Annotated in this window: 16 protein-coding genes; 12 read left to right on the top strand and 4 right to left on the bottom strand. The window is 62.6% G+C overall.

The annotated features are described in order from the left end of the window. Positions 1-14: 14 nt before the first annotated feature. Positions 15-1007 carry a LysR family transcriptional regulator gene (locus DOM41_RS14280; protein ID WP_110687511.1) on the bottom strand — a complete coding sequence of 331 codons (993 nt, stop codon included), beginning with the start codon at positions 1005-1007 and terminating at the stop codon, positions 15-17. A 208-nt stretch (positions 1008-1215) separates the two neighbouring features. Here DOM41_RS14280 and DOM41_RS14275 point away from each other — a divergent pair, with 208 nt between their 5' ends. Then, complete coding sequence (locus DOM41_RS14275; protein WP_110687510.1) at positions 1216-2631, top strand: acetyl-CoA carboxylase biotin carboxylase subunit; 1416 nt, start codon at positions 1216-1218, stop codon at positions 2629-2631. Between the two features lie 33 nt (positions 2632-2664). Further along, positions 2665-4482, top strand: coding sequence for a sodium-extruding oxaloacetate decarboxylase subunit alpha (gene oadA, locus DOM41_RS14270; protein WP_110687509.1), 1818 nt, complete (start codon positions 2665-2667; stop codon positions 4480-4482). 113 nt (positions 4483-4595) lie between these two features. Here oadA and pyk read toward each other — a convergent pair whose 3' ends face one another. Next, positions 4596-6059 (bottom strand): pyruvate kinase, encoded by a 1464-nt coding sequence (pyk, locus tag DOM41_RS14265; protein ID WP_110687508.1) that lies wholly within the window; start codon positions 6057-6059, stop codon positions 4596-4598. A gap of 553 nt (positions 6060-6612) precedes the next feature. Here pyk and topA point away from each other — a divergent pair. From topA to DOM41_RS14250, 3 genes are all read left to right on the top strand, one after another. Next, positions 6613-9234: a type I DNA topoisomerase gene (gene topA, locus DOM41_RS14260; RefSeq protein ID WP_110687507.1), complete on the top strand. Its 2622-nt coding sequence runs from the start codon at positions 6613-6615 to the stop codon at positions 9232-9234. After that, complete coding sequence (locus DOM41_RS14255) at positions 9231-9689, top strand: DUF6586 family protein (protein WP_110687506.1); 459 nt, start codon at positions 9231-9233, stop codon at positions 9687-9689. Before topA ends, DOM41_RS14255 begins: the two co-directional genes overlap by 4 nt. 163 nt (positions 9690-9852) lie before the next feature. Next, entirely contained in the window at positions 9853-10095 is a 243-nt protein-coding gene (locus DOM41_RS14250) for a hypothetical protein (RefSeq protein WP_110687505.1), read from the top strand. 98 nt (positions 10096-10193) lie between these two features. Here the strand turns inward: DOM41_RS14250 and DOM41_RS17535 are convergent, their stop codons facing one another. Further along, complete coding sequence (locus DOM41_RS17535) at positions 10194-10361, bottom strand: hypothetical protein (protein ID WP_157956939.1); 168 nt, start codon at positions 10359-10361, stop codon at positions 10194-10196. Positions 10362-10533: 172 nt separating this feature from the next. Between DOM41_RS17535 and DOM41_RS14245 the strand changes: the two genes are divergently transcribed. Continuing rightward, on the top strand, positions 10534-11652 hold the full coding sequence (locus DOM41_RS14245; protein WP_110687504.1) for a metallophosphoesterase: 1119 nt from the start codon (positions 10534-10536) through the stop codon (positions 11650-11652). 112 nt (positions 11653-11764) lie between these two features. Here the strand turns inward: DOM41_RS14245 and mfd are convergent, their stop codons facing one another. Beyond that, positions 11765-15226, bottom strand: coding sequence for a transcription-repair coupling factor (gene mfd, locus DOM41_RS14240; protein ID WP_110687503.1), 3462 nt, complete (start codon positions 15224-15226; stop codon positions 11765-11767). A gap of 289 nt (positions 15227-15515) precedes the next feature. Between mfd and DOM41_RS14235 the strand changes: the two genes are divergently transcribed. The 6 genes from DOM41_RS14235 (at position 15516) to nqrE (ending at position 22001) form a co-directional block, all read left to right on the top strand. Beyond that, positions 15516-16967 (top strand): glyceraldehyde-3-phosphate dehydrogenase, encoded by a 1452-nt coding sequence (locus DOM41_RS14235; RefSeq protein ID WP_110687658.1) that lies wholly within the window; start codon positions 15516-15518, stop codon positions 16965-16967. A 377-nt stretch (positions 16968-17344) separates the two neighbouring features. Further along, the gene (locus DOM41_RS14230) at positions 17345-18694 is read left to right on the top strand and encodes a Na(+)-translocating NADH-quinone reductase subunit A (protein WP_110687502.1); all 1350 of its coding nucleotides are present in this window, start codon (positions 17345-17347) and stop codon (positions 18692-18694) included. Between the two features lie 2 nt (positions 18695-18696). Beyond that, positions 18697-19929: an NADH:ubiquinone reductase (Na(+)-transporting) subunit B gene (locus DOM41_RS14225; protein WP_110687501.1), complete on the top strand. Its 1233-nt coding sequence runs from the start codon at positions 18697-18699 to the stop codon at positions 19927-19929. Continuing rightward, positions 19926-20705, top strand: coding sequence for a Na(+)-translocating NADH-quinone reductase subunit C (locus DOM41_RS14220; protein WP_110687500.1), 780 nt, complete (start codon positions 19926-19928; stop codon positions 20703-20705). The genes DOM41_RS14225 and DOM41_RS14220 overlap by 4 nt, the downstream gene beginning before the upstream one ends. 2 nt (positions 20706-20707) lie before the next feature. Then, positions 20708-21388: an NADH:ubiquinone reductase (Na(+)-transporting) subunit D gene (locus tag DOM41_RS14215; protein ID WP_110687499.1), complete on the top strand. Its 681-nt coding sequence runs from the start codon at positions 20708-20710 to the stop codon at positions 21386-21388. Continuing rightward, positions 21381-22001, top strand: coding sequence for an NADH:ubiquinone reductase (Na(+)-transporting) subunit E (gene nqrE / locus DOM41_RS14210; RefSeq protein WP_110687498.1), 621 nt, complete (start codon positions 21381-21383; stop codon positions 21999-22001). The genes DOM41_RS14215 and nqrE overlap by 8 nt, the downstream gene beginning before the upstream one ends. Positions 22002-22034: the final 33 nt, after the last annotated feature.

The raw sequence follows: 22034 nt of genomic DNA, 5'->3' as shown, positions 1-22034 counted from the left end.
CCGGCGTTGTCGTGTCAGGAAGGCGTCTCTTCGGGGGGGAGGCAGAGAAGTGTCGGGTGGTCGATTGGCGTGAGGGGGGCGCGGAAATGGGCGTTGAGCTCGGGAAGCAGTTCGCGCACACAGCGCAGGAACAGTTCCGTGACTGGCGTTGGATAGCGGTCCTTGGGGTAGACCGTGCACCACGAGCGTCGCAGCGGGAAGTCAGGAATATTGGGGCTCGCCAGCAGGCCGGAGGCCAGCTCCAGCTGAACTGCCAGTTTGGGCAGTACCGCCACGCCCAGGTGCGCCATGACCCCCTGTTTGATCGCCTCGTTGGTCCCCAGTTCAATCACATGATTCAGCGATACCCGCTCGCGGGCGGCAAACTCCTCCAGCGCCGTTCGCGCACCCGAACCCGGCTCGCGCATCAATAGATAGTGGCGGGCGAAGTCTTCCAGCGTCGGCCGTTCCGCGCTTGCCAGGGGATGCCCCGGCCACACCAGCGGGATCAGCTCGTTGTCCAGAATCGGCATGAAGACCAGGTTGGGGTCGTCGGGCACCATGCCCATGATGACCACGTCGTCACGCCGCTCCGCCAGGCGCTCCAGCGCCTGCACCCGATTGCAAACGCGAAGACGAATCTGCACCTGCGGGTAGCGTGCTCGAAAGCGCGCCAGTATGTGTGGCACCACATATTGAGCCGTCGATACCGCGGCGATGTTCAGCTCGCCGCGTACCGTGCCGGCCAGCTCCGATAGCTCCATCTGCAGGCTCGACACCTGACCGAAGATCGACTGCGCCGACGCCGCCAGGGCATCGGCCGCGGGCAGCACGTGCAGCGTCTTGCCAGCATATTTGAACAGGGGCTGTTCGAGCGCCTGTTCGAGCTGTCGTATCTGCGCACTGACGGCGGGCTGCGTCAGCCCGAGTTGTTCCGCGGCCCGTGAGTAGGACTGCTGGCGATAGACTGCCTGGAACACCTGAAGCTGACGAAACGTCAGTCGATTGAGCAGGTTGGGTCGGGACATAGGGCGCCTTTAGGCAGCGGCTATAAGGGATTGCTTATAGGTTGGCAAAGAAATATCAATTTTGCTATTGGTCCGAGGCTGGTTAGCGTTAAAACGCACGACGCCGCAGTGAGGCTGATCGTGTTGCGGCGGGCGGTGCCGAGCCGGAAAACGACCGCTGGGGTAACGAACACCACGAACAGTGCCAGGCATCACTCGGAGGCAGTCGATGTTCAAAAAGTTGCTGATCGCCAATCGCGGCGAGATTGCCGTACGTATTGTACGGGCCTGCGCGGAGATGGGCATCCGTTCGGTGGCGATCTATACCGAACCGGATCGCTTCTCGCTGCACGTCAAGCGCGCCGATGAGGCCCATTTCATCGGCGACGACCCGCTGGGGGGCTATCTCGATCCGCGCCGGCTGGTGAACCTCGCCCGCGAGACGGGCTGCGATGCGATCCATCCGGGCTACGGATTTCTTTCCGAAAGCGCGGAGTTCGCCCGTATCTGCAGTGAGGCAGGCATCGTTTTTGTCGGCCCGAGTGCCGAGGTGATCGCCAAGATGGGCGACAAGACCGCGGCGCGTGCCGCGATGCGTGACGCGGGCGTGCCGGTGACGCCTGGCTCCGAGGGTAATCTCGCCGATCGCGAAGAGGCGCTCGCAGTGGCGCAGACCATCGGCTATCCGGTCATGCTCAAGGCAACGTCGGGCGGCGGCGGGCGCGGCATTCGACGCTGTGATACACCGGAGCAGCTGACATCGGGGTGGGATCGGGTCATCTCCGAGGCGACCAAGGCTTTCGGCAGCGCCGAGGTTTTCCTGGAAAAGTGTGTCGTCGACCCGCATCACATCGAAGTGCAGATCCTCGCCGACCGGCATGGCGGCGTGATTCATCTGTTCGAGCGTGACTGCTCCATTCAGCGGCGCAATCAGAAGCTCATCGAAATTGCGCCGAGCCCGCAGCTCACGCCAGAGCAGCGCAGCTATGTTGGCAAGATGGCCGTGCGCGCGGCCGAGGCGGTGGGCTATGAGAACGCCGGCACCGTTGAGTTTCTGGTCAAGGACAATGAAGTCCACTTCATGGAAATGAACACTCGGGTGCAGGTCGAGCACACCATCACCGAGGCAATCACTGGTGTTGATATCGTTCGCGAGCAGTTGCGGATTGCTGCCGGTGATCGACTCGCCTATCGCCAGGCGGACATCGTTCACCACGGCTACGCCATCCAGTTCCGTATCAACGCCGAAGACCCCAAGAACGATTTCCTTCCCAGCTTCGGCCGCATCACTCGCTATTACGCGCCGGGCGGGCCGGGGGTTCGCACCGATACGGCCATCTACACCGGCTACACCATTCCCCCCTATTTCGATTCCATGTGTCTGAAGCTCATCGTCTGGGCCATGACCTGGGAGGAGACGCTGGATCGTGGCATCCGGGCGCTCAATGACATGCGGCTGCAGGGGGTGAAGACCACGGCGCCGTATTATCAGGAAATCCTCCGTCACCCGGACTTTCGGAGTGGCCGGTTCGACACGGGGTTCGTCCCGGCGCATCCGGAACTGCTCGACTACTCCGTCAAGCGCAACCCGGAAGCGGTCGCGCTTGCCATTGCGGCGGCCATTGCCGCCCACGCCGGTATCTGACATCGCCTCGCGAAACGCTGCAGGAGCTTTCACATGAATGACGCCAACCTTGCCACCGTCAAACTCAGCGACGTCGTGCTGCGCGATGGTCACCAGTCCCTGATCGCGACGCGCATGCGCACCGAGGACATGCTGCCGATCTGCGGCCAGCTGGATGCCATCGGTTTCCATTCCCTCGAGGTCTGGGGCGGGGCCACTTTCGATGCCTGCGTACGCTTTCTCAAGGAAGATCCGTGGGAGCGACTGGTCTCACTGCGTGAGGCGATCCCTGATACCCCGCTTCAGATGCTGTTGCGCGGTCAGAATCTGCTGGGCTACCGTCACTATGCTGACGATGTGGTCGAGCGGTTTGTCGCGCGTGCCGCCGACAACGGCATCGATATCTTCAGAGTGTTCGACGCGCTCAATGACCTGCGAAATCTGGAAGTCGCGATGCAGGCGGTCAAGAAAAGCGGGAAGCACGCCCAGGGGACGATCTGCTACACAGTGAGCCCGGTTCATACGCGGGAAACTTACGTCGATCAGGCCAGGCGACTCGTCGAAATGGGTGCAGATTCCATCGCGATCAAGGACATGGCCGGGCTCCTGACGCCTTACGCCACCTCGGAGCTGGTCGAGGCACTGGTTGGCGCGGTAGAGGTTCCGATCCACCTGCACGCTCACGCGACCTCCGGGCTCGCGGCGATGAGCCAGATCAAGGCGGTCGAGGCCGGTTGTCGCCATCTCGATACCTGTATCTCGGCATTTGCCGGCGGTACCAGCCACCCCTCCACCGAGGCGATGGTCGCTGCCTTCCAGGAAACACCCTACGACACCGGGCTCGACCTGATCGCCCTCAAGGAGGTGGGAGACTACTTCCGTGAGGTGCGCAAGAAGTACGCGGGCTTCGAGAGTGAATACACGCGTGAGGACGTCGGTGTACAGATCTGGCAGGTGCCTGGCGGCATGATGTCCAACCTGGCCAATCAGATGAAGGAGCAGAATGCGCTCGGGCGTATCCGCGATGTCTTCGATGAGATTCCCCGTGTCCGCGCCGATCTCGGGTACCCCCCACTGGTCACGCCGACTTCGCAGATCGTGGGAACGCAGGCGGCGATGAACGTCCTCGCCGGCGAGCGCTACAAGACGATCACCAATGAGGTGAAGCGCTATCTGATGGGCGGTTATGGCCAGCCCCCTGCGCCGGTCGATGCCCGGGTTCGGGACCAAGCCATCGGTAAGGCCGAGGTGGAAGAGGGGCGTCCAGCCGATCAGCTTAAACCGGAAATGTCGCGGCTGACCGCCGATATCGGCGATCTTGCCGACAACGAGGAGGACGTTCTGACCTTCGCCATGTTCCCTGACCTTGGTCGCGAGTACCTTCAGGGACGGCGCGACGGCACGCTGGTGCCGGAGGCGATGCCGGCGCCTGCCGACGCCAGCGCGGAGCGACCGGTGACCGAGGGTGTGCCGACAGAGTTCGTGATCGACGTTCATGGCGAGTCCTACGAGGTGCAGATCACCGGCGTCGGTAGTGGCAGCGGCAGTCGCCGCCGACTTTATCTGACGCTGGACGGCATGCCTGAGGAGGTCGTTTTCGAGGCGAAGGACGAGTTCGTGGCGGCCGAGAAGTCCGGCGGGCGTGCTCAGGCGAGCTCGCCGGGGCACGTCACCACGTCGATGCCGGGCAATATCGTCGATGTGCTGGTAGCGGTCGGCGACAGCGTCACGGAGGGGCAGGCAGTACTTATCACCGAGGCGATGAAGATGGAGAGTGAGGTTCAGGCGCGCGTGGGGGGAACGGTGAAGGCGGTTCACGTCGCCAAGGGCGATCGTGTCACCCCGGGCGAGGTGCTCGTCGAGATCGAGTGAGACGCCAGCGAGAAAGGCTGCAGGTCAGGCAAAACTGCGACGACGCGGGGCCGAAACCCCGCGTCGTCGTCCTGCGAGCCGGGCCGCCGATGGCGACCCGTTCTGCCTGACTGTCAGCCTTCGACCTGAACGATCTTCATCGCGTTGGTGCCGCCGTGGGCGTTCATGTGATCGCCGCGCGTCAGGATGACGTGGTCGCCGGCGCTGGCGAGGCCGCGGCCCACCAGCTCGCCGACGGCACCGGCATTGATCTCGGTCAGCGGTAGCGCAGAGGCATCGAAGACCAGCGAGACAACGCCGCGATACAGCGCCATGCGTCGTTGGACTTCCGGCGTCGCTGCCAGTGCCACGATGGGCAGGCCCGAGCGGATGCGCGAGGCAATCAGCGGCGTGTAGCCGGTCGCGGTCAGGCAGGCGATGGCGACGACACCGGAGAGATGGTTGGCGGCGTACATCGCCGACAGCGCCACCGTCTCGTCGATGCGCGTGAAGCCTTCATGGATGCGGTGCTTCGACTCCTGCGCGCTGCGCTCGCGTTCGGCGCCGAGGCAGAGGCGATTCATGGCGTCGATCGTTTCTACCGGATAGTCGCCGGCAGCGGTCTCCGCCGACAGCATGACCGCGTCGGTGCCATCGAGCACCGCGTTGGCGACGTCAAAGACTTCGGCGCGGGTCGGCAGCGGCGACTCGATCATCGACTCCATCATCTGGGTGGCGGTAATGACGACCTTGTTGAGACTGCGAGCGCGGCCGATGATGCGCTTCTGCACGCCGATCAGCTGGGCGTCGCCAATCTCTACGCCGAGGTCGCCACGGGCCACCATCACTGCCTCGGAGGCGCGAATGATGTCATCGAGCGTCTCGTCATCGGCGACCGCTTCGGCGCGCTCGACTTTGGCGACCAGGCCAATGTTCTGACCGGCCTCGCCCAGCAAATCACGCGCGTACTGCATGTCCGCGCCGCTGCGGGGAAACGAGACCGCCAGGTAGTCGACGCCGATGTCGATGGCGGTCTTGAGGTCTTCTTTGTCTTTCTCGGTCAGTGCCGAGGCAGAGAGACCGCCACCCTGCTTGTTGATGCCCTTGTTGTTGGTCAGCTTGCCGCCCACCTGGACGGTGGTGAAAATCTGGGGCCCCTCGATACGGTCTACCTTGAGCACCAGGCGGCCGTCGTCGAGCAGCAGCACGTCGCCGGCTTTGACGTCATCGGCGAGTTCGGCGTAATCGCAGCCGACCCGTTCGCTGTCTCCTGCATCGCGGTCGAGCGAGACGTCGAGCACGAACGACTGGCCCTTGGCGAGTTTCACGCCACCTTCGGCGGCGAAGCGAGCGATACGAATCTTGGGGCCCTGAAGGTCACCGAGAGCGGCGACGGCACGGCCCTGACGCTCGGCAGCTTCACGGACCGCTTCCAGCCGTCGGCGGTGATCGTCCGAGCTGCCGTGGGAGAAATTCAGGCGAACGACGTCGACCCCGGCTTCGATAATAGCGTCCAGAACGCCTTCTCGATCCGTGGCAGGGCCGAGGGTGGCAACGATCTTGGTACGGCGAATCGGACCGTGAAACGCGTGCTGCATGGGGAAACTCCTGGCAACTGAAGGGTCGTCACGCCGGAGGTTGACATCCGGCTAAGCCTGGATGGTGCCACCGACGACCGAAACGAACCGTGATTTTACATCACGGCGGCGCGGATGTCCGAGGTGGTGCCGACTGCATCCCTGATTGGCGCAGACTCGCCGTCGGGTCCAAGGTAAGAAAGCCGTGCGAGAGGCGAGGGGGACGTCGTGCGTCCTGTTCCAGGATCAAGGAGTGCCCGTCCCTGGCCGATACCGACCGGGGTGTGGTGATGGCGGCGCAGGCGGGCAGGGGGGCTTTCTAACCGGCCTTAGCCTGGCTGGCGCCTCGGCAACGGCTAGGGTAGGGTAGGCGCATTTTCCGGTCCGGCCCCGTTTATCCGCGTGATATCGCTCGCTGTCTGGCTTGCCGAATGTCTGTCATTGGCGGGCGCAGTGCGGCCCCAGCGAGTCTCTGCGTGATCTTTGTCTAACAGCACGGGATGGCTATCTCATAACGATGGCCCTACATTTACGGCGGCCGGAATCGACGCTAGTTCAATGAAGCAGGAGCGCTATGGGCAAGTCACTGGTAATCGTTGAGTCGCCGGCCAAGGCCAAGACCATCAACAAATATCTCGGTAACGACTTCGTCGTTAAGTCGAGCGTCGGGCATATTCGTGACCTGCCGACCAGTGGCTCTTCGAAGCAGCCGGTCGATCCCAAGGAGCGCGGTCGCCAGGCCGCCGCGACACGCAAGATGTCGCCCGACGAGAAGGCGGTCTATCAGAAGCGCAAGCAGTGGGATCAGTTGATCCGGCGCATGGGGATCGACCCCGAGGATGACTGGCGCGCCAATTACGAGGTGCTGCCCGGCAAGGAGAAGGTGGTCGAGGAGCTTAAGAAGCTCGCCGACAAGAGCGACACCATCTACCTCGCGACCGACTTGGACCGCGAGGGGGAAGCGATCGCCTGGCACCTCAAGGAGACCATCGGTGGTGATGACTCGCGCTACAAGCGAGTGGTTTTCAACGAGATCACCAAAAATGCGATCCAGGAAGCGTTCAAGGAGCCGGGCGATCTGAACCTCGCCCGCGTCGAGGCCCAGCAGACCCGGCGCTTTCTCGACCGCGTCGTGGGCTTCATGGTCTCGCCGTTGCTGTGGAGCAAGATCGCCCGCGGTCTTTCTGCCGGGCGGGTGCAGTCCGTCGCCGTGCGTCTGATCGTCGACCGCGAGCGTGATATTCGCGCCTTCGTCCCGGAGGAGTTCTGGGACGTGCACGCTGATACCGTCACTGCCGACGGCGAAGCCGTGCGTTTCGAAGTGGTGCGAGAGAACGGTGAAGCCTTCCGGCCGACCTCCGAGCAGGAGACGATGTCGCGGATCGCCAAGCTGCGCGGAGACAGCTACACCGTCTCCGACCGCGACACCAAGCCCACCAGCTCCAAGCCCAGCGCGCCCTTCATTACCTCGACGCTGCAGCAGGCGGCGAGCGGTCGGCTCGGATTCTCGGTCAAGAAGACGATGACGTTGGCGCAGCGCCTCTACGAGGCGGGCTACATTACCTACATGCGAACCGACTCCACCAATCTCTCGCAGGATGCGGTCGCTCATGCGCGCGAGTACATCGAGGGTGAGTTTGGCGAGCGATATTTGCCGGAGTCGCCCATTCGCTACTCCAGCAAGCAGAACGCGCAGGAAGCGCACGAGGCGATCCGGCCCTCGAACGTCAATCAGCGCGCCGATGATCTGTCGGTGGAGCGTGATGCGCAGCGGCTCTACGAGCTGATCTGGCGCCAGTTCGTGGCGTGTCAGATGGTGCCGGCCCAGTATCTGGCGACCACGCTCACCATCGAGGTCGAAGGTTTCGAACTCAAGGCCCGCGGCCGCGTGCTCAAGTTCGACGGCTACACTCGCGTGATGAAGCCGATGGGCAAGAAGGACGATCAGGCCCAGCTTCCCGATATCGCCAAAGGCGATGTCCTGCATCTCGAGCAGATCGACCCCCAGCAGCACTTCACCAAGCCGCCGGCGCGCTACACCGAGGCCAGCCTGGTCAAGGAGCTCGAAAAAAGAGGGATCGGACGGCCGTCCACCTACGCGGCGATCATCTCGACTATCCAGGATCGCGGTTACGTCAAGCTCGACAACCGGCGTTTCTACGCCGAGAAGCTCGGCGAGATCGTGACCGACCGATTGGTCGAGTCGTTCAACGATCTACTCGACTATAGCTTTACCGCGCGGATGGAAGATCGACTCGATGAGGTCGCTGGCGGACAGGAGAACTGGCGGGAGCTACTCGACGCTTTCTATGCTGAATTCAAGGCGCAGCTCGAGCACGCTCAGGGCGACGATGGCATGCGGCCCAACGAGCCGATCGAGACCGATATCGACTGTCCCACCTGTGGCCGGCCGATGCAGATCCGCATCGCGTCGACCGGGGTGTTCCTGGGGTGTTCCGGCTACAATTTGCCGCCGAAGGAGCGCTGCAAGACGACCATCGATCTGATCCCCGGCGAGGAGGCCGTGCCGGCCGATGCCGACGAAGCCGCCGAGACGGATGCCCTGCTCGCCAAGCGCCGTAACCCCAACACCGGCACGGCGATGGACAGCTATCTCATCGACGAGAGCCGCAAGCTCTATATCAGTAACGACGACGACGGCTACTACGAAATCGAGCAAGGGCGCTTTCGGATCAAGGGCTACGACGGCCCGGTGATCGAGTGCGACAAGTGCGGCTCGGAGATGCAGCTCAAAAGCGGGCGGTTCGGCAAGTATTTCGCCTGCACCAGCGAGGAGTGCGGCAATACGCGCAAGCTGCTCAAGAGCGGTGAAGTGGCACCGCCCAAGATCGATCCGATCCCGATGCCTGAGCTCGAGTGCCAGAAGGTCGAGGATCACTATGTGCTGCGTGACGGTGCCAGCGGTCTATTCCTGGCGGCGAGTCAGTTCCCCAAGAACCGCGAGACACGTCCGCCGCTGGTCAAGGAACTCAAGGCGCACGCCAAGGAGCTGCCGGAGAAGTACCACTTTCTACTTCAGGCGCCCAGCGAGGACCCGGACGGCCGTCCAGCGCAGATTCGGTTCTCGCGCAAGACCAAGAGCCAATTCGTCATGACCGACCAGGATGGCAAGGCGACGGGCTGGCGAGCGACCTACGACAACGGTCACTGGCAGGTCGAGGACAAGCGAAAGTGAGTTCACCGGCGCGTACCAATCAGCTCCTGCATCATGCTGAGCTGCTCCTGGCCGAAGAGGGCGGCAGTGACGAGCAGGTAATGGCGCGCCGCATGGCCTTCGAGGAGGCGGCGCTGGCGACCCTCGAGCTCGCCCTCGACTCGCTGCTCAGAGAAGTCACCGAGCACACGAGCCAGACGCTGGGGGGGTGGCGCGCCTGGTTCGAGGCGAGAGACGTCCAGGTGGCCGAACTGGACCGTCTGCGCGAGCTGGCGGCGGCTGAAGAGAGCTGGCTGGCCGTATTGCTCACGCACGTCGAATCGCTACACGCCGATCGCGGGGCGTCATCGAGGCGCCCTCAAAAAGGCTTGATCGCTAGCGGCCAGTCGCCGGCGCTGGCGGACCAGCTCTGCTGGTGCCACCGTGAGTTCAAAGCCCTGCTGCCATCACTGCGGGAAGGCAGTCAGGAGTGGTGAGCGTGACCGCTTCGTGACCCGCGTGTTAATCTTATGACTAGTGCAAGACGACCGGGGCTCAGGCTCTGGTCGTTTTTTATTGCTTGTCATACTTGTTTTGGGGTGTAACGACGCTCTGGGGCGTTCAGACGCTTCGGGTCGTCGAGACTAGGAGGCCATAGCCATGTCAGATACCGCGATTCTGGAAATCGTCGAGCTTGCCAATGGAGAGGTCGTGCTGCGCCCGGCTGAAGCCAGCGGCGAACCGCTGGTATCGATCCGTTTCTCCGAGGAAGCCGTGGAGCTTCTGAAGCGCAGCCGCTTCGACGTGGCACGCGAGATGCTGGACCACGCCATCACCCGGACACACCTCTGGGATGGCGAAGAGGAAGACGAAGAGGCTCAGGTTCCCGCCACGGTCCACTGACCGTCATGGCTGGCACGTCTGCGGCTGCAGGTCGGGCCCGCCGCGCTCGAACGCCAGCCCGTCATCTCAACCCGGGTTGTCGAGGCCGACGCTGACGATTACTGGTTGAGCGCGGCGATGAGCGACGCGGCAATGGCGATTGCCACCGAGATCAGAGCCGTTGGCAGCAGCCAACGTCGACGGGTGGCACTGAAGATGAAAAAGGCGGCGAACCCAATCGTGGTCGCCACGACCGAGACCAGCCAAGCGGCATTCGCCAGTGACATGAGAGCTCCTGGGACGTTGAGGATGAACGTGTGACGGGTTGGCCCGTCGACGCGCATTATACAGATCAAACCCCCGCGCGGGCGTCCGTTGGTTATTCCCTCCGTGGGGTCTATCGGCACCGGCCTGCGCCATTCGTCACTCACTGATTCAAAACCAAGGATGGTTTAGAACGTGCGCCACCATCGATTCTTTCTCCGTATTCGCGTAATCGTTGTTGTCCTTCATCTTTATATCGGGATTCGGCTACTGACCGGGTTGGCCCTGCCGGCCTGGGGCTCGGTGGTGGTGGGGAGCTATCTCGCGCTTAGCGCGGTGGCCCTGCCGCTGGTGATGCGGGTGAGCTGGCTCAATGATCGCTGGCTGGCCTGGCCGATCAGTGTCATGACCGGTGCGTTCTCGTTTCTGCTCTGGTCGACGTTGCTGCGAGATCTGGTGTTACTGGTGGCGCTCGCACTACCGGTCACCAATCTGGGCACCCCGAGCGCCTGGGCGGTGGTGGGGGTGACGCTGGTACTTTCCGCCTGGTCGTTGTATCAGGCGCGGCGAGTTCCCCGAGTCGTCGAGGTGTCGGTTCCCATCGCCCAACTGCCGCCGGCACTGGAAGACTTTGCGATCGTTCAGTTGAGTGATCTCCATGTCGGACCAACGATCAAGCGAGGACACCTCGCGGCGATCGTGCGCCGGGTCAACGCCCTCAATCCGGATCTCGTGGCGATTACTGGTGACATGACGGATGGGCGCGTCAACGAGCTGGAGCCGGAGATCGCGCCTCTGGCTGAGCTGGTCTCGCGTCACGGCACCTTCGGTGTCACTGGGAATCACGAATATTACAGCGAGGCCGAAGCCTGGGTGGAGGCGTTTCGGCGCGCTGGGGTACAGATGCTGGTCAATGAGTCCGTACTGCTCGAGCACCGCGGCGCGATGCTCGCCATCGCCGGCGTGCCGGATTTCACCGCCGGCTACTACGTGGCGGCGCATCGTAGCGATCCGGTGGTGGCGGCAGCCGGGATTCCGGCGTCGGTACCTCGAGTGCTGCTGGCGCATCAGCCGAACTCCGCACCGGCGGCGGCGAAAGCGGGGTTCGATCTGCAGCTCTCGGGACACACCCATGGCGGCCAGATCTGGCCGTGGACGCTATTGGCACGACGCGCCAATCGCTTTCTTGCGGGGCTGGGGCATGAAGAGGCGATGTGGGTCTATACCAGTCGGGGTACCGGCTACTGGGGGCCGCCGATGCGCTTCGGGGCGCCGGCCGAGATTACGCGACTACGGCTGCGTCGAGCCGAGTGACGACGCGAGCGACGATCGCATCGGCATCACAGCAACGCCAGCCTGAAAAAAACCGCGACACTGTCGCGGTTTTTTTTGGTGTCGCCGGCCGGACGCTCGCGACGATCAGCACTCAAGCCGCCTTGGCCTTGCGATTGAGCGTATTCAGCAGCTCGTCGATGCAGGACAGGCGATCGGCCGCTTGCTCCATGTCCGCGTAGAAGCGCAGCGTGTCGGCGCCCTCCAGTTTGTAGCGTTGCGGGAAGCGTTGGATCAGCTCGACCAGCGTCATGGGGTCGATCTGCGGCTCGGGGCTGAAAATGACGCGGCCGCGCTCCGCGCCGGCTTCCAGCTTGGCAATGCCCAGGCGTTCGGCCCTCTGACGTAGCTGTGTCTGTTGGAACAGCGTCTTCACGGGCCCGGGCAGTAGCCCGAAGCGGTCGATCATCTCGACCTGAAGCTCTTTGAGCGCACCCTCGTTCTCGGCGCTCGAGATTCGCTTGTACATCACCAGACGCTGCTGAATGTCCGGCAGATAATCGTCGGGGATCAGTGCAGGCAGGTTGAGGCTCAGTTCCGTCCCGTCATCGAGAGGCGCTTCGATGTTGGGCGTCTTGCCTGAGCGAATCGCTTTGACCGCGCGGTCGAGCATCTGCATGTAAAGGCTGTAGCCGACGGTCTCCATCTGGCCGCTCTGCTCATCGCCGAGCAGCTCGCCCGCTCCGCGGATCTCCATGTCATGACTGGCGAGAGTGAAACCTGCCCCCAGGTCGTCGCTCTGGGTGATCGCCTCGAGTCGCTTCATGGCGTCCTTGGTCATCGCCTTGGGGGGCGGCGTCAGCAGGTAGGCGTAGGCCTGATGATGACTGCGCCCCACGCGGCCACGGAGCTGGTGCAGCTGGGCGAGGCCGAACTTGTCGGCGCGCTCGATGACGATGGTGTTGGCGCTGGGGACGTCGATCCCGGTTTCGATGATCGTCGAGCAGACCAGAACATTGAAGCGCTTGTGGTAGAAGTCCGACATCACCCGCTCCAGTGCGCGCTCCGGCAGCTGGCCGTGGGCGACACCGACGCGGGCATCCGGCACCAGTTCGCGAATCTTGTCGGCGCTCGACTCGATCGTCTTGACTTCGTTGTGCAGGAAGTAGACCTGGCCACCGCGCAGGATCTCGCGAAGGATCGCCTCTTTGATGACCGGCTCGTTGCGGCTCTGGACGAAGGTCTTGACCGACAGTCGTTTCGCCGGCGGCGTGGCGATGATCGAGAGATCGCGAATCCCGTTCATTGCCATGTTGAGCGTGCGGGGAATCGGCGTCGCCGTGAGCGTGAGAATGTCGACCTGGGCTCGTAGCTGCTTGAGGCGCTCTTTTTGCGAGACCCCGAAGCGGTGCTCCTCGTCGATGATCATCAAGCCGAGATTGGGCACCTTGAACGACTTCGAGAGCAGCTTGTGGGTGCCGATGATGATGTCCGCGCGGCCTTCGGCGATTCGCGCCATGGTGTCGCTTTCGCCCTTGCCGCCGGTGAAGCGAGAGAGCATCTCGATCTGTACGGCAGTGTCGGCGAAGCGATCGCGGAAATTGTCGTAGTGCTGCTGAGCCAGCAGTGTGGTGGGTACGAGCACCACCACCTGACGCCCTGAGTTGACCGCGAGGAAGGCTGCGCGCATGGCGACCTCGGTCTTACCGAAGCCGACGTCACCGCAGACCACGCGGTCCATCGGGCGAGGCGCGGTCATGTCATCGATCACCGCTTCGATGGCGGCGAGCTGGTCTGGGGTCTCCTCGAAGGGGAAGCTTGCGGCGAAGCGAGCATAGTCATCCCCCGGCGCATCACTGGCGAACCCTTCGCGCGCTTCGCGGCGGGCGTAGATGTCCAGCAGTTCGGCAGCCGTGTCGCGTACCTTCTCCGCGGCTTTGCGCTTGGCCTTGTCCCAGGTGTCGGAGCCGAGCTTGTGCAACGGTGCGAGTTCGTCGCTGGCGCCGGCATAGCGCGAGATCAGCTGAAGATTGTCCACCGGGACGTAGAGCTTGGCGCCGTTGGCGTACTCGAGTGCCAGAAATTCCGCCGCCAGACCGCCGGCGTGGATCGTCTCGAGTCCCTGGTAGCGGCCGACACCGTGATACTGGTGAACCACCGGCGAGCCGGGTTTGAGCTCCGACAGATGTCGCACCGCGAGCTCGTTGTCATCGGTCGCCTTGGCGCGGCGTCGCGACTGGCGCACCACCTCGCCGTAAAGTTCGGTCTCGGTGATCACGGCGACCGCCGGGTCGCCGAGCCATAGTCCCTCGTCGAGCCCACCCTCGGTAATCGCAAAGTGACTGTCGCCCTCGAGGAACTCGCGCCAGTTCTCGACGTGCGGCATTTCACGGACCAGCGGCGAGAGCGTTTCGTCGAGTGCCTCCCGGCGGCCGCGAGACTCGGCGACGAACAGCACGCGAAGATCCCGATGGGCGCCTAGGAACTGCTCCAGTGTCGACAGCGGTTGCTGCGCGCGGGCATTGATGGCGACCGTCGGCGGCATCTGGGTGGTGCTGGCATGCACGTTGTCGCCGACAGCGTTGTCGTCGCTTGCCGGCGTGAACTCCAGACGCGGATGGCGCTTGATCGCGGCGAACACCTCGGCGACGGGCACGAAGGCGCGTGCTGGCGGCAAAAGCGGTCGGGTGGGGTCCACGCCGAGGTTCTCGTAGCGGCTCTCGATGGCGCGCCAGTGGCTCTCCGCGGCGGCGTGCACTTCCGGGAGCAGCGCGACACGGGTGTCATCGGCGAGGTGTTCGAAGAGGGTCGCCGTTTCCTCGAAGAACAGCGGCAGATACTGCTCGAGGCCCGGGGAGGGAATTCCCTTGATGGCGTCGACATAGAGCGGGCACTGGCGTGGATCTACATCGAAAAGGGTCTCGAACCCTTCTCGAAAGCAGGCGATCGCGGAACGCGACAGTGAGTACTCGTGGGCGGGCAGGAGTTCGATGCGCTCGAGCTTGTCGCCTGACCGCTGCGAATCCGGATCGAAACGACGCAGCGAGTCGATCTCGTCGTCGAAAAGATCGATGCGCAGCGGTGCATCCGTTCCCATGGGGAAGAGGTCGATCAGCGCGCCACGCATAGCGTATTCGCCTGGCTCGTAGACCGTTTCCACTGCGCGATATCCGGCACGCGAGAGGCGTTCTCGGAACCCTTCACGATCGAGCTGATCGCCGTTGGCCAGCGTGAGTACCCGGCCGGCAACGTACTCTCGCGGCGGCAGGCGCTGCATCAGCGTGTTGATCGGTACCAGGACGATACCCCGGGTACCCTCCTGCAGTTCGCGAAGCGTGCGCAGGCGAGCGGAGACGATGTCCTGGTGAGGCGAGAAACTGTCGTAGGGCAGCGTCTCCCAATCGGGAAACGGCATCACCGGCGTATCGGCATAGAAGCGAAGCGCGGTTTCCAGGCGCTGGGCGCTGGCGGTATCCGGCGTGATGACGAGTAGCGGCGCGTCCTCTGCCAGGCGGGCGAGCGTCAGGGCGCTGGCGCTACCGTAGGGAAGCTGGCAGTAGGTCGTTTCGCGCACGCCGCGGGGGCGCGGGGGCGAGAGAGGGCTGAATTGCGACATGGACCTTTCGATGGCGTAGATGGGAGGCGAGAAGGAATTTGCAGAGATGATAGCAGGCTGATCGCCGCCGCGGGGGGTGCCCGGCAGGGCAAACCGATGCCAGCGCGTTCGGGTTTGGACCAGTGTAGTGAAACTACACCGCTTGCGACTACGCGGCGATTGCGGCGGCTTTTGTAGCCCGCGGATAATGCTCACGTTTTTGGTGAGCGACTGGCGGTCGATAGCAGGGCATCTGCGTCGAGGCGCGAGTCAGCCAATGTCATCGATCCACTTCAAGCGAGGCCGGTCCGTGAGCGAACAGTCGAACGACAGCGTTTTTCAGCAGTGGCAGGACAACGAGGCGCGGGCAGAGGAGATGATTCCGCTGCTGGGCAAGCTCTACCGCGAGTACAACGTGATTCCCTCGCTGTACGGACGCTCGCTGATCAATCGTTCTGTGCTGCGCATCCTCAAGAATCATCGCTATGTGCGTAAGGTGGAGGACACGGAGCTGTCGGTCTGCGATACGTTGCCGATGGTCAAGGCGATTCTCGATCTCAATCCGGGGCCGGCACATATCGACATCGGTCGGCTGGGTGTGGCCTTCAAGCAGTCCGGCGAGCAGGATGTTGCCGCCTTTCTCAAGCGTGAGCTCGCCGATATCGTCGAGGGCCACGACGGCAGTGGCATGGGCGGCGAACCGCAGGACGTGGTGCTTTACGGGTTTGGACGGATCGGTCGTATCCTCGCGCGAATTCTGATCGAGAAGGCGGGCGGCGGTAACCTGCTGCGCCTGCGCGCCATCGTGGTCCGCGGCGACGGGGACGATCTCGAAAAGCGGGCGAGTCTGCTGCGGCGCGATTCGGTTCACGGCCCTTTCGGTGGCTCCATTGATGTCGACAGCGACAATCAGGCGCTGATCGCCAACGGTCATACCATCCGCATCATCTATGCGGACTCCCCCTCTCAGATCGACTACACCGCCTATGGCATCGACAACGCCATCGTCGTCGACAATACCGGCAAGTGGCGCGACCGCGAGGGGCTTGCGCAGCATCTCGAATCGAAAGGCGTGGCCAAGGTTCTGCTGACGGCGCCGGGCAAGGGGGATCTCAAGAATATCGTCCACGGCATCAACAGCGGCATGATCGGTGAAGACGATCGCATCATTTCTGCGGCGTCCTGCACGACGAACGCGATTGTCCCGGTGCTCAAGGCAATACAGGACGAGTTCGGCGTCGCTCACGGCCACGTCGAGACCGTGCATTCGTATACCAACGACCAGAACCTGATCGATAACTATCACAAGGGGGACCGGCGTGGCCGTAGCGCGCCGCTCAACATGGTGTTGACCGAGACGGGCGCGGCCAAGGCGGTGTCGAAGGCGCTACCGGAGCTCGCGGGCAAGCTCACCGGTAACGCGATCCGTGTCCCGACCCCCAATGTCTCGATGGCGATTCTCAACCTGACGCTCGAGCGCGACACCGACCGTGAGGCGCTCAACGATTATCTGCGTCAGATGGCGCTCCACTCGCCGATGCACAAACAGATCGACTATGTCGATTCGCCGGAAGTGGTGTCATCGGACTTCGTGGGTAATCGCCATGCCGGCATCATCGATGCCAAGGCGACCATCGCCGACGGCAAGCAGGCCGTGGTCTACGTCTGGTACGACAACGAATTCGGTTATAGCTGCCAGGTGGTGCGTATTCTGCAGTATGTCTCCAATGTTCGGCATCGCTATCTGCCCGCCACCCGGTAAGCCCATGGTGTATGAGCGAACAATTCCACGGTGTCTAAAAGCGTCGCGATAGCGACGGCGAGAGATCATTGGCGAAGCACGACCTTAGACCTTAGTCTTACAAAACCCCGATTTAGTCGGGGTTTTGGCGTTTTTGAAGCCTTTTGGCGGCCGCGTGGTGAGTGGCCTTTCAAGGCCCCGCTCATTATAATGGTGCGCGTTTTTTGGCGTGGACCGCTCAAGGCGCGGCCATGAAAGTCACCTCTTCTGAGAAGAAACGCTTTCGAGTTCCGAGACGTCATCTCCTGCCCACCGCAACGGCGCTGGTTGCTGGACCTGTCAGACGTCCATCGAGCCTCTTTCCTCTATCACATCAGATTCGACAACTGGGCGAGACTATGATCGAAGTCAAACGAGGCCTGGATCTCCCCGTGATGGGAGCGCCGTCGCAGCGTATCGACGAGGGGCGCGTTGTGCGTCACGTCGCGCTGGTCGGGACCGACTATGTCGGTATGCGGCCGACCATGGAGGTGCGTGAAGGTGATCGGGTAAAGCGCGGGCAGCTCTTGTTCACCGACAAGAAGGTCGAGGGCGTTCGCTTTACCTCACCCGGTGGAGGCGAGGTCGTCGCCATCAACCGGGGGGAAAAGCGTCGGCTGCTGTCGGTCGTGATCCGTCTCGACGAGGACGAGCAGAGCGAAACGTACACGGCTTACGGCGCCGACGGGATCGCCAAGCTCGAGCGGCAGCAGGTCGTCGACCAGCTGCTTGACTCGGGACTCTGGACTGCGCTGCGGACGCGGCCTTTCTCGCGCACGCCGGCGGTCAATGCCGTCCCCGCCGATATCTTCGTCACCGCCATCGATACCCATCCCCTCAGCGCCGACCCGCAGGTGATCATCGAGGCCGACGGCGAGGCGTTCAAACAGGGTCTGCAGGCGCTGCGCCATCTGACTCCGGGCAAACTCTTCGTTTGCCGCCGCGGCGACACCGCGCTACCGGGCGATGATCTCGAGGGCGTGCGGGCCGAAGGGTTCGAGGGCCTGCATCCGGCAGGGCTTGCGGGTACCCATATTCACTTTCTGTCGCCGGTCGGCCTCAACCGCCAGGTCTGGTATCTCGACTATCAGGATGTCATCGCGATCGGCAAGCTCTTCGCCGAGGGCCGTCTCGATCCGACGCGCGTGGTCGCGATCGGTGGGCCGCGGGCAACGAATCCAAGGCTCGTCCGCACGCGTATAGGAGCCAGTAGCCAAGAGCTGCTCGAAGGCGAGGTAGAGAGCCCGGAAGATACCCGCGTCATCTCCGGTTCGATCTTCGGAGGGACGGAGTGCGAAGACAGCCGCTGCTATCTCGGCCGTTTCCACCGTCAGTTCTCGATGCTCGAAGAGGGCAACAAACGCGCGTTTCTGGGCTGGCTCTCGCCAGGCCGTCATCGCCACTCGGTCACGGGCATTTACATCTCGCGTTTTCTGGGATTGAACAACTACGCGCCGAACACCTCGACCAACGGCTCGGAACGCGCGATGGTACCGATCGGGGCCTACGAAAAAGTCATGCCGCTGGATATTCTGCCCACGCAGTTGCTGCGCTCACTGATCGTGGGGGATATCGAGAGTGCCATGCAGCTAGGCTGCCTGGAGCTGGATGAGGAGGACGTCTCGCTTTGCACTTACGTTTGCCCGGGTAAGTACGAGTTCGGTCCCATCCTTCGCGACAACCTGAACACGATCGAAAAAGAGGCCTGACGATGGGGATTCGCAACACGCTCGACAAGCTTGAGCCTCATTTCGAGAAGGGCGGCAAATACGAGAAGTTCTATGCGCTCTATGAAGCCGTAGACACGATCTTCTACTCGCCGCCCAGCGTCACCAAGAGCATGACGCACGTCCGCGACGGTATCGATCTCAAGCGCATCATGATCACGGTCTGGATGTGCACCTTCCCGGCCATGTTCTTCGGCATGTATAACGCGGGCCTGCAGGCCAATACGGCCATCGCGGATGGCTATCAGGCGCTGGGCGGCTGGCGTGAAACGCTAACGCTGGCGCTGGCCGGCGGCCACGACCCGGCGAGCCTGTGGTCGAATTTCGTGCTCGGTGCGACCTACTTCCTACCGATCTATCTGGTCACCTTCATCGTCGGTGGCTTCTGGGAAGTGCTCTTCGCGATCAAACGCGGTCACGAGGTCAACGAAGGTTTCTTCGTGACTTCCGTGCTCTTCGCGCTGACGCTGCCGGCGACGATCCCGCTATGGCAGGTGGCGCTCGGTATTACCTTCGGCGTGGTGGTCGGCAAGGAGATCTTCGGCGGTACCGGCAAGAATTTCCTCAATCCGGCGCTGACCGGCCGCGCCTTCCTGTATTTCGCCTATCCGGGTCAGATCTCCGGGGACAGCGTCTGGGTCGCCGCCGACGGCTACACCGGCGCCACCGCGCTGTCTCACGCCTCCCTCGGCGGCATGGACGCGGTTCATCAGCAGTACAGCTGGTTCGATGCCTTCTTCGGCTTCATCCCCGGGTCGCTCGGCGAGACGTCGACGCTTGCCATCCTGATCGGGGGCGCCGTGATGCTGCTGACCCGTGTGGCCTCCTGGCGAATCATGCTGGGCGGGCTGCTGGGCATGGCCGCTTCGGCCTCGCTATTCAACCTGGTGGGGTCGGAAAGCAATCCCATGTTCGGCATGCCGTGGTATTGGCATCTGGTCGTCGGTGGCTTTGCGTTCGGTATGGTGTTCATGGCGACCGACCCGGTCTCGGCGTCGATGACCGACCGCGGTAAGCTGATCTTCGGGGCGCTAATCGGTGTCATGACCGTGCTTATTCGCGTGGTCAACCCCGCGTTCCCCGAGGGCATCATGCTGGCGATTCTCTTCGCCAATCTGTTCGCGCCGCTGATCGATTACTACTTCGTGAACGCCAACGTCAAACGACGTCAGAAACGCCTGGCGGCGCTGGCGCCGGCCCAGAAGGAGGCTGTCTGATGGCGAGCAATAACTCGATCAAGAAGACGCTTATCGTCGCGTTCTCGCTCTGCGTGGTTTGCTCGGTGGTGGTGTCGTCCGCTGCCGTTGTGCTCAAGCCCAAGCAGCTCGAGAACCAGGCGCTCGATCGCAAGAGCAACATCCTGCAGGTCACCGAGCTCTACCAGCCGGGTGACGATGTCGACGAGAAGTACGCCGAGCTGATCACCCCGAAAGTGGTCAATCTCAAGACCGGCGAGTACTCACATGATCTCGACCCGGCGTCATACGATCAGTTCGACGCGGCGCAGGATCCTGCGACGTCGCGTACGCTCTCGGGCGACAATGACATTGCCGGTATCGGTCGCCAGGAAAATTTCTCCACCGTCTACCTGGTGGGCGACCCGGAAGACCCGGACCAGATCGTCATGCCGATTCGCGGCCAGGGGCTGTGGGGGCTGATGGAAGGCTTCCTTTCGGTGCGGGGTGATGGCAATACCATCGTCGGGCTCTCCTACTATGATCAGTCCGAAACGCCGGGTCTCGGCGGCGAAGTCGAGAACCCGCGCTGGAAGGCGCAGTGGGATGGCAAGAAGATCTACCAGGATGGCGACTACAGCGATCCGGAGATCGCACTCGTCAAGGGCGGTGCCAGCAACGATTATGAGGTCGATGCGCTTTCGGGTGCGACGCTCACGAGTCGCGGCGTCACCAACATGCTGCGGTTCTGGATGGGTGAGCAGGGCTACGCGCCCTATCTCGCGCGCTTCCATGACGATTCACAAGGAGGAGCTTGAAGATGGCTACCGACTCGGTTAAAGACGTCGTCCTATCCCCGGTCTTCAAGAACAACCCGATCGCACTGCAGGTTCTGGGAATCTGCTCCGCGCTTGCCGTGACCAATCAGATGAGCGTGTCGCTGGTCATGGGGCTCGCGGTCATCGCGGTTACCGCGTTTTCCAACCTGTTCGTTTCGCTGATCCGCAGCCACATCCCGTCTTCCATTCGTATCATCGTCCAGATGACGATCATCGCGTCGCTGGTGATCGTGGTGGATCAGGTGCTGCGGGCCTTCGCCTATGAGATGTCCAAGCAGCTCTCGGTCTTCGTCGGCCTGATCATCACCAACTGTATCGTCATGGGCCGCGCCGAGGCTTACGCGATGCAGAACGGTCCGGTGATGAGTTTTCTCGACGGGGTCGGTAACGGTCTGGGCTACGCCGTCATCCTGCTGGTGGTGGGCTTCGTTCGCGAACTGTTCGGTTCGGGCAGCGTGTTCGGTCTGACCGTGCTGCCGACCGTGCAGAATGGTGGCTGGTACGTTCCCAACGGCCTGATGTTGCTGCCGCCGTCGGCGTTCTTTGTCATCGGCCTGCTGATCTGGGTGCTGCGCTGGTTCAACCCGGATCAGGTCGAAAAGACGGAATACCGCATCGTTGCCAACAGCAAGGCCAAAATCAAGGAGACCGCCAATGTTTGAACATTATGTCAGCCTGTTCGTTAAGGCAGTCTTCGTCGAGAACATGGCGCTCGCCTTCTTTCTGGGGATGTGTACCTTCCTGGCCGTCTCCAAGAAGATCTCTTCGGCGATCGGTCTGGGAATTGCGGTGATCGTCGTGTTGACGATCACCGTCCCGGTCAACAACCTGATCCTTAACTACCTCCTCAAAGCCGGCGCGTTGAGCTGGACCGGGCTCGAGGGTGCGGAAAATATCGACCTGAGCTTCCTCGGTCTGCTCAGCTATATCGGCGTCATCGCGGCGATCGTGCAGATCCTCGAGATGTTCCTCGATAAGTTCGTACCGGCGCTCTACAACGCGCTGGGCGTCTTTCTGCCGTTGATCACGGTGAACTGCGCCATTATGGGGGCCTCCCTCTTCATGGTGCAGCGGGACTACTCCTTCGGTGAGTCAGTGATCTACGGCGCCGGGGCGGGGTTTGGCTGGGCGCTGGCCATCACGGCGCTGGCGGGCATTCGCGAGAAGCTGAAGTACAGTGATGTGCCTGCCAGCCTGCAGGGGCTGGGTATCACCTTCATCACGGTGGGTCTGATGTCGCTGGGCTTCATGTCCTTCTCCGGCATTCAGCTCTAACCCCAACACGAATACGGAATACAGGAAACCGAC

The organism is Salinicola aestuarinus (genome assembly GCF_003206645.1).
Taxonomy (GTDB): Bacteria; Pseudomonadota; Gammaproteobacteria; order Pseudomonadales; family Halomonadaceae; genus Salinicola; species Salinicola aestuarinus.
This window is presented reverse-complemented; position numbering and strand designations above follow the sequence as displayed.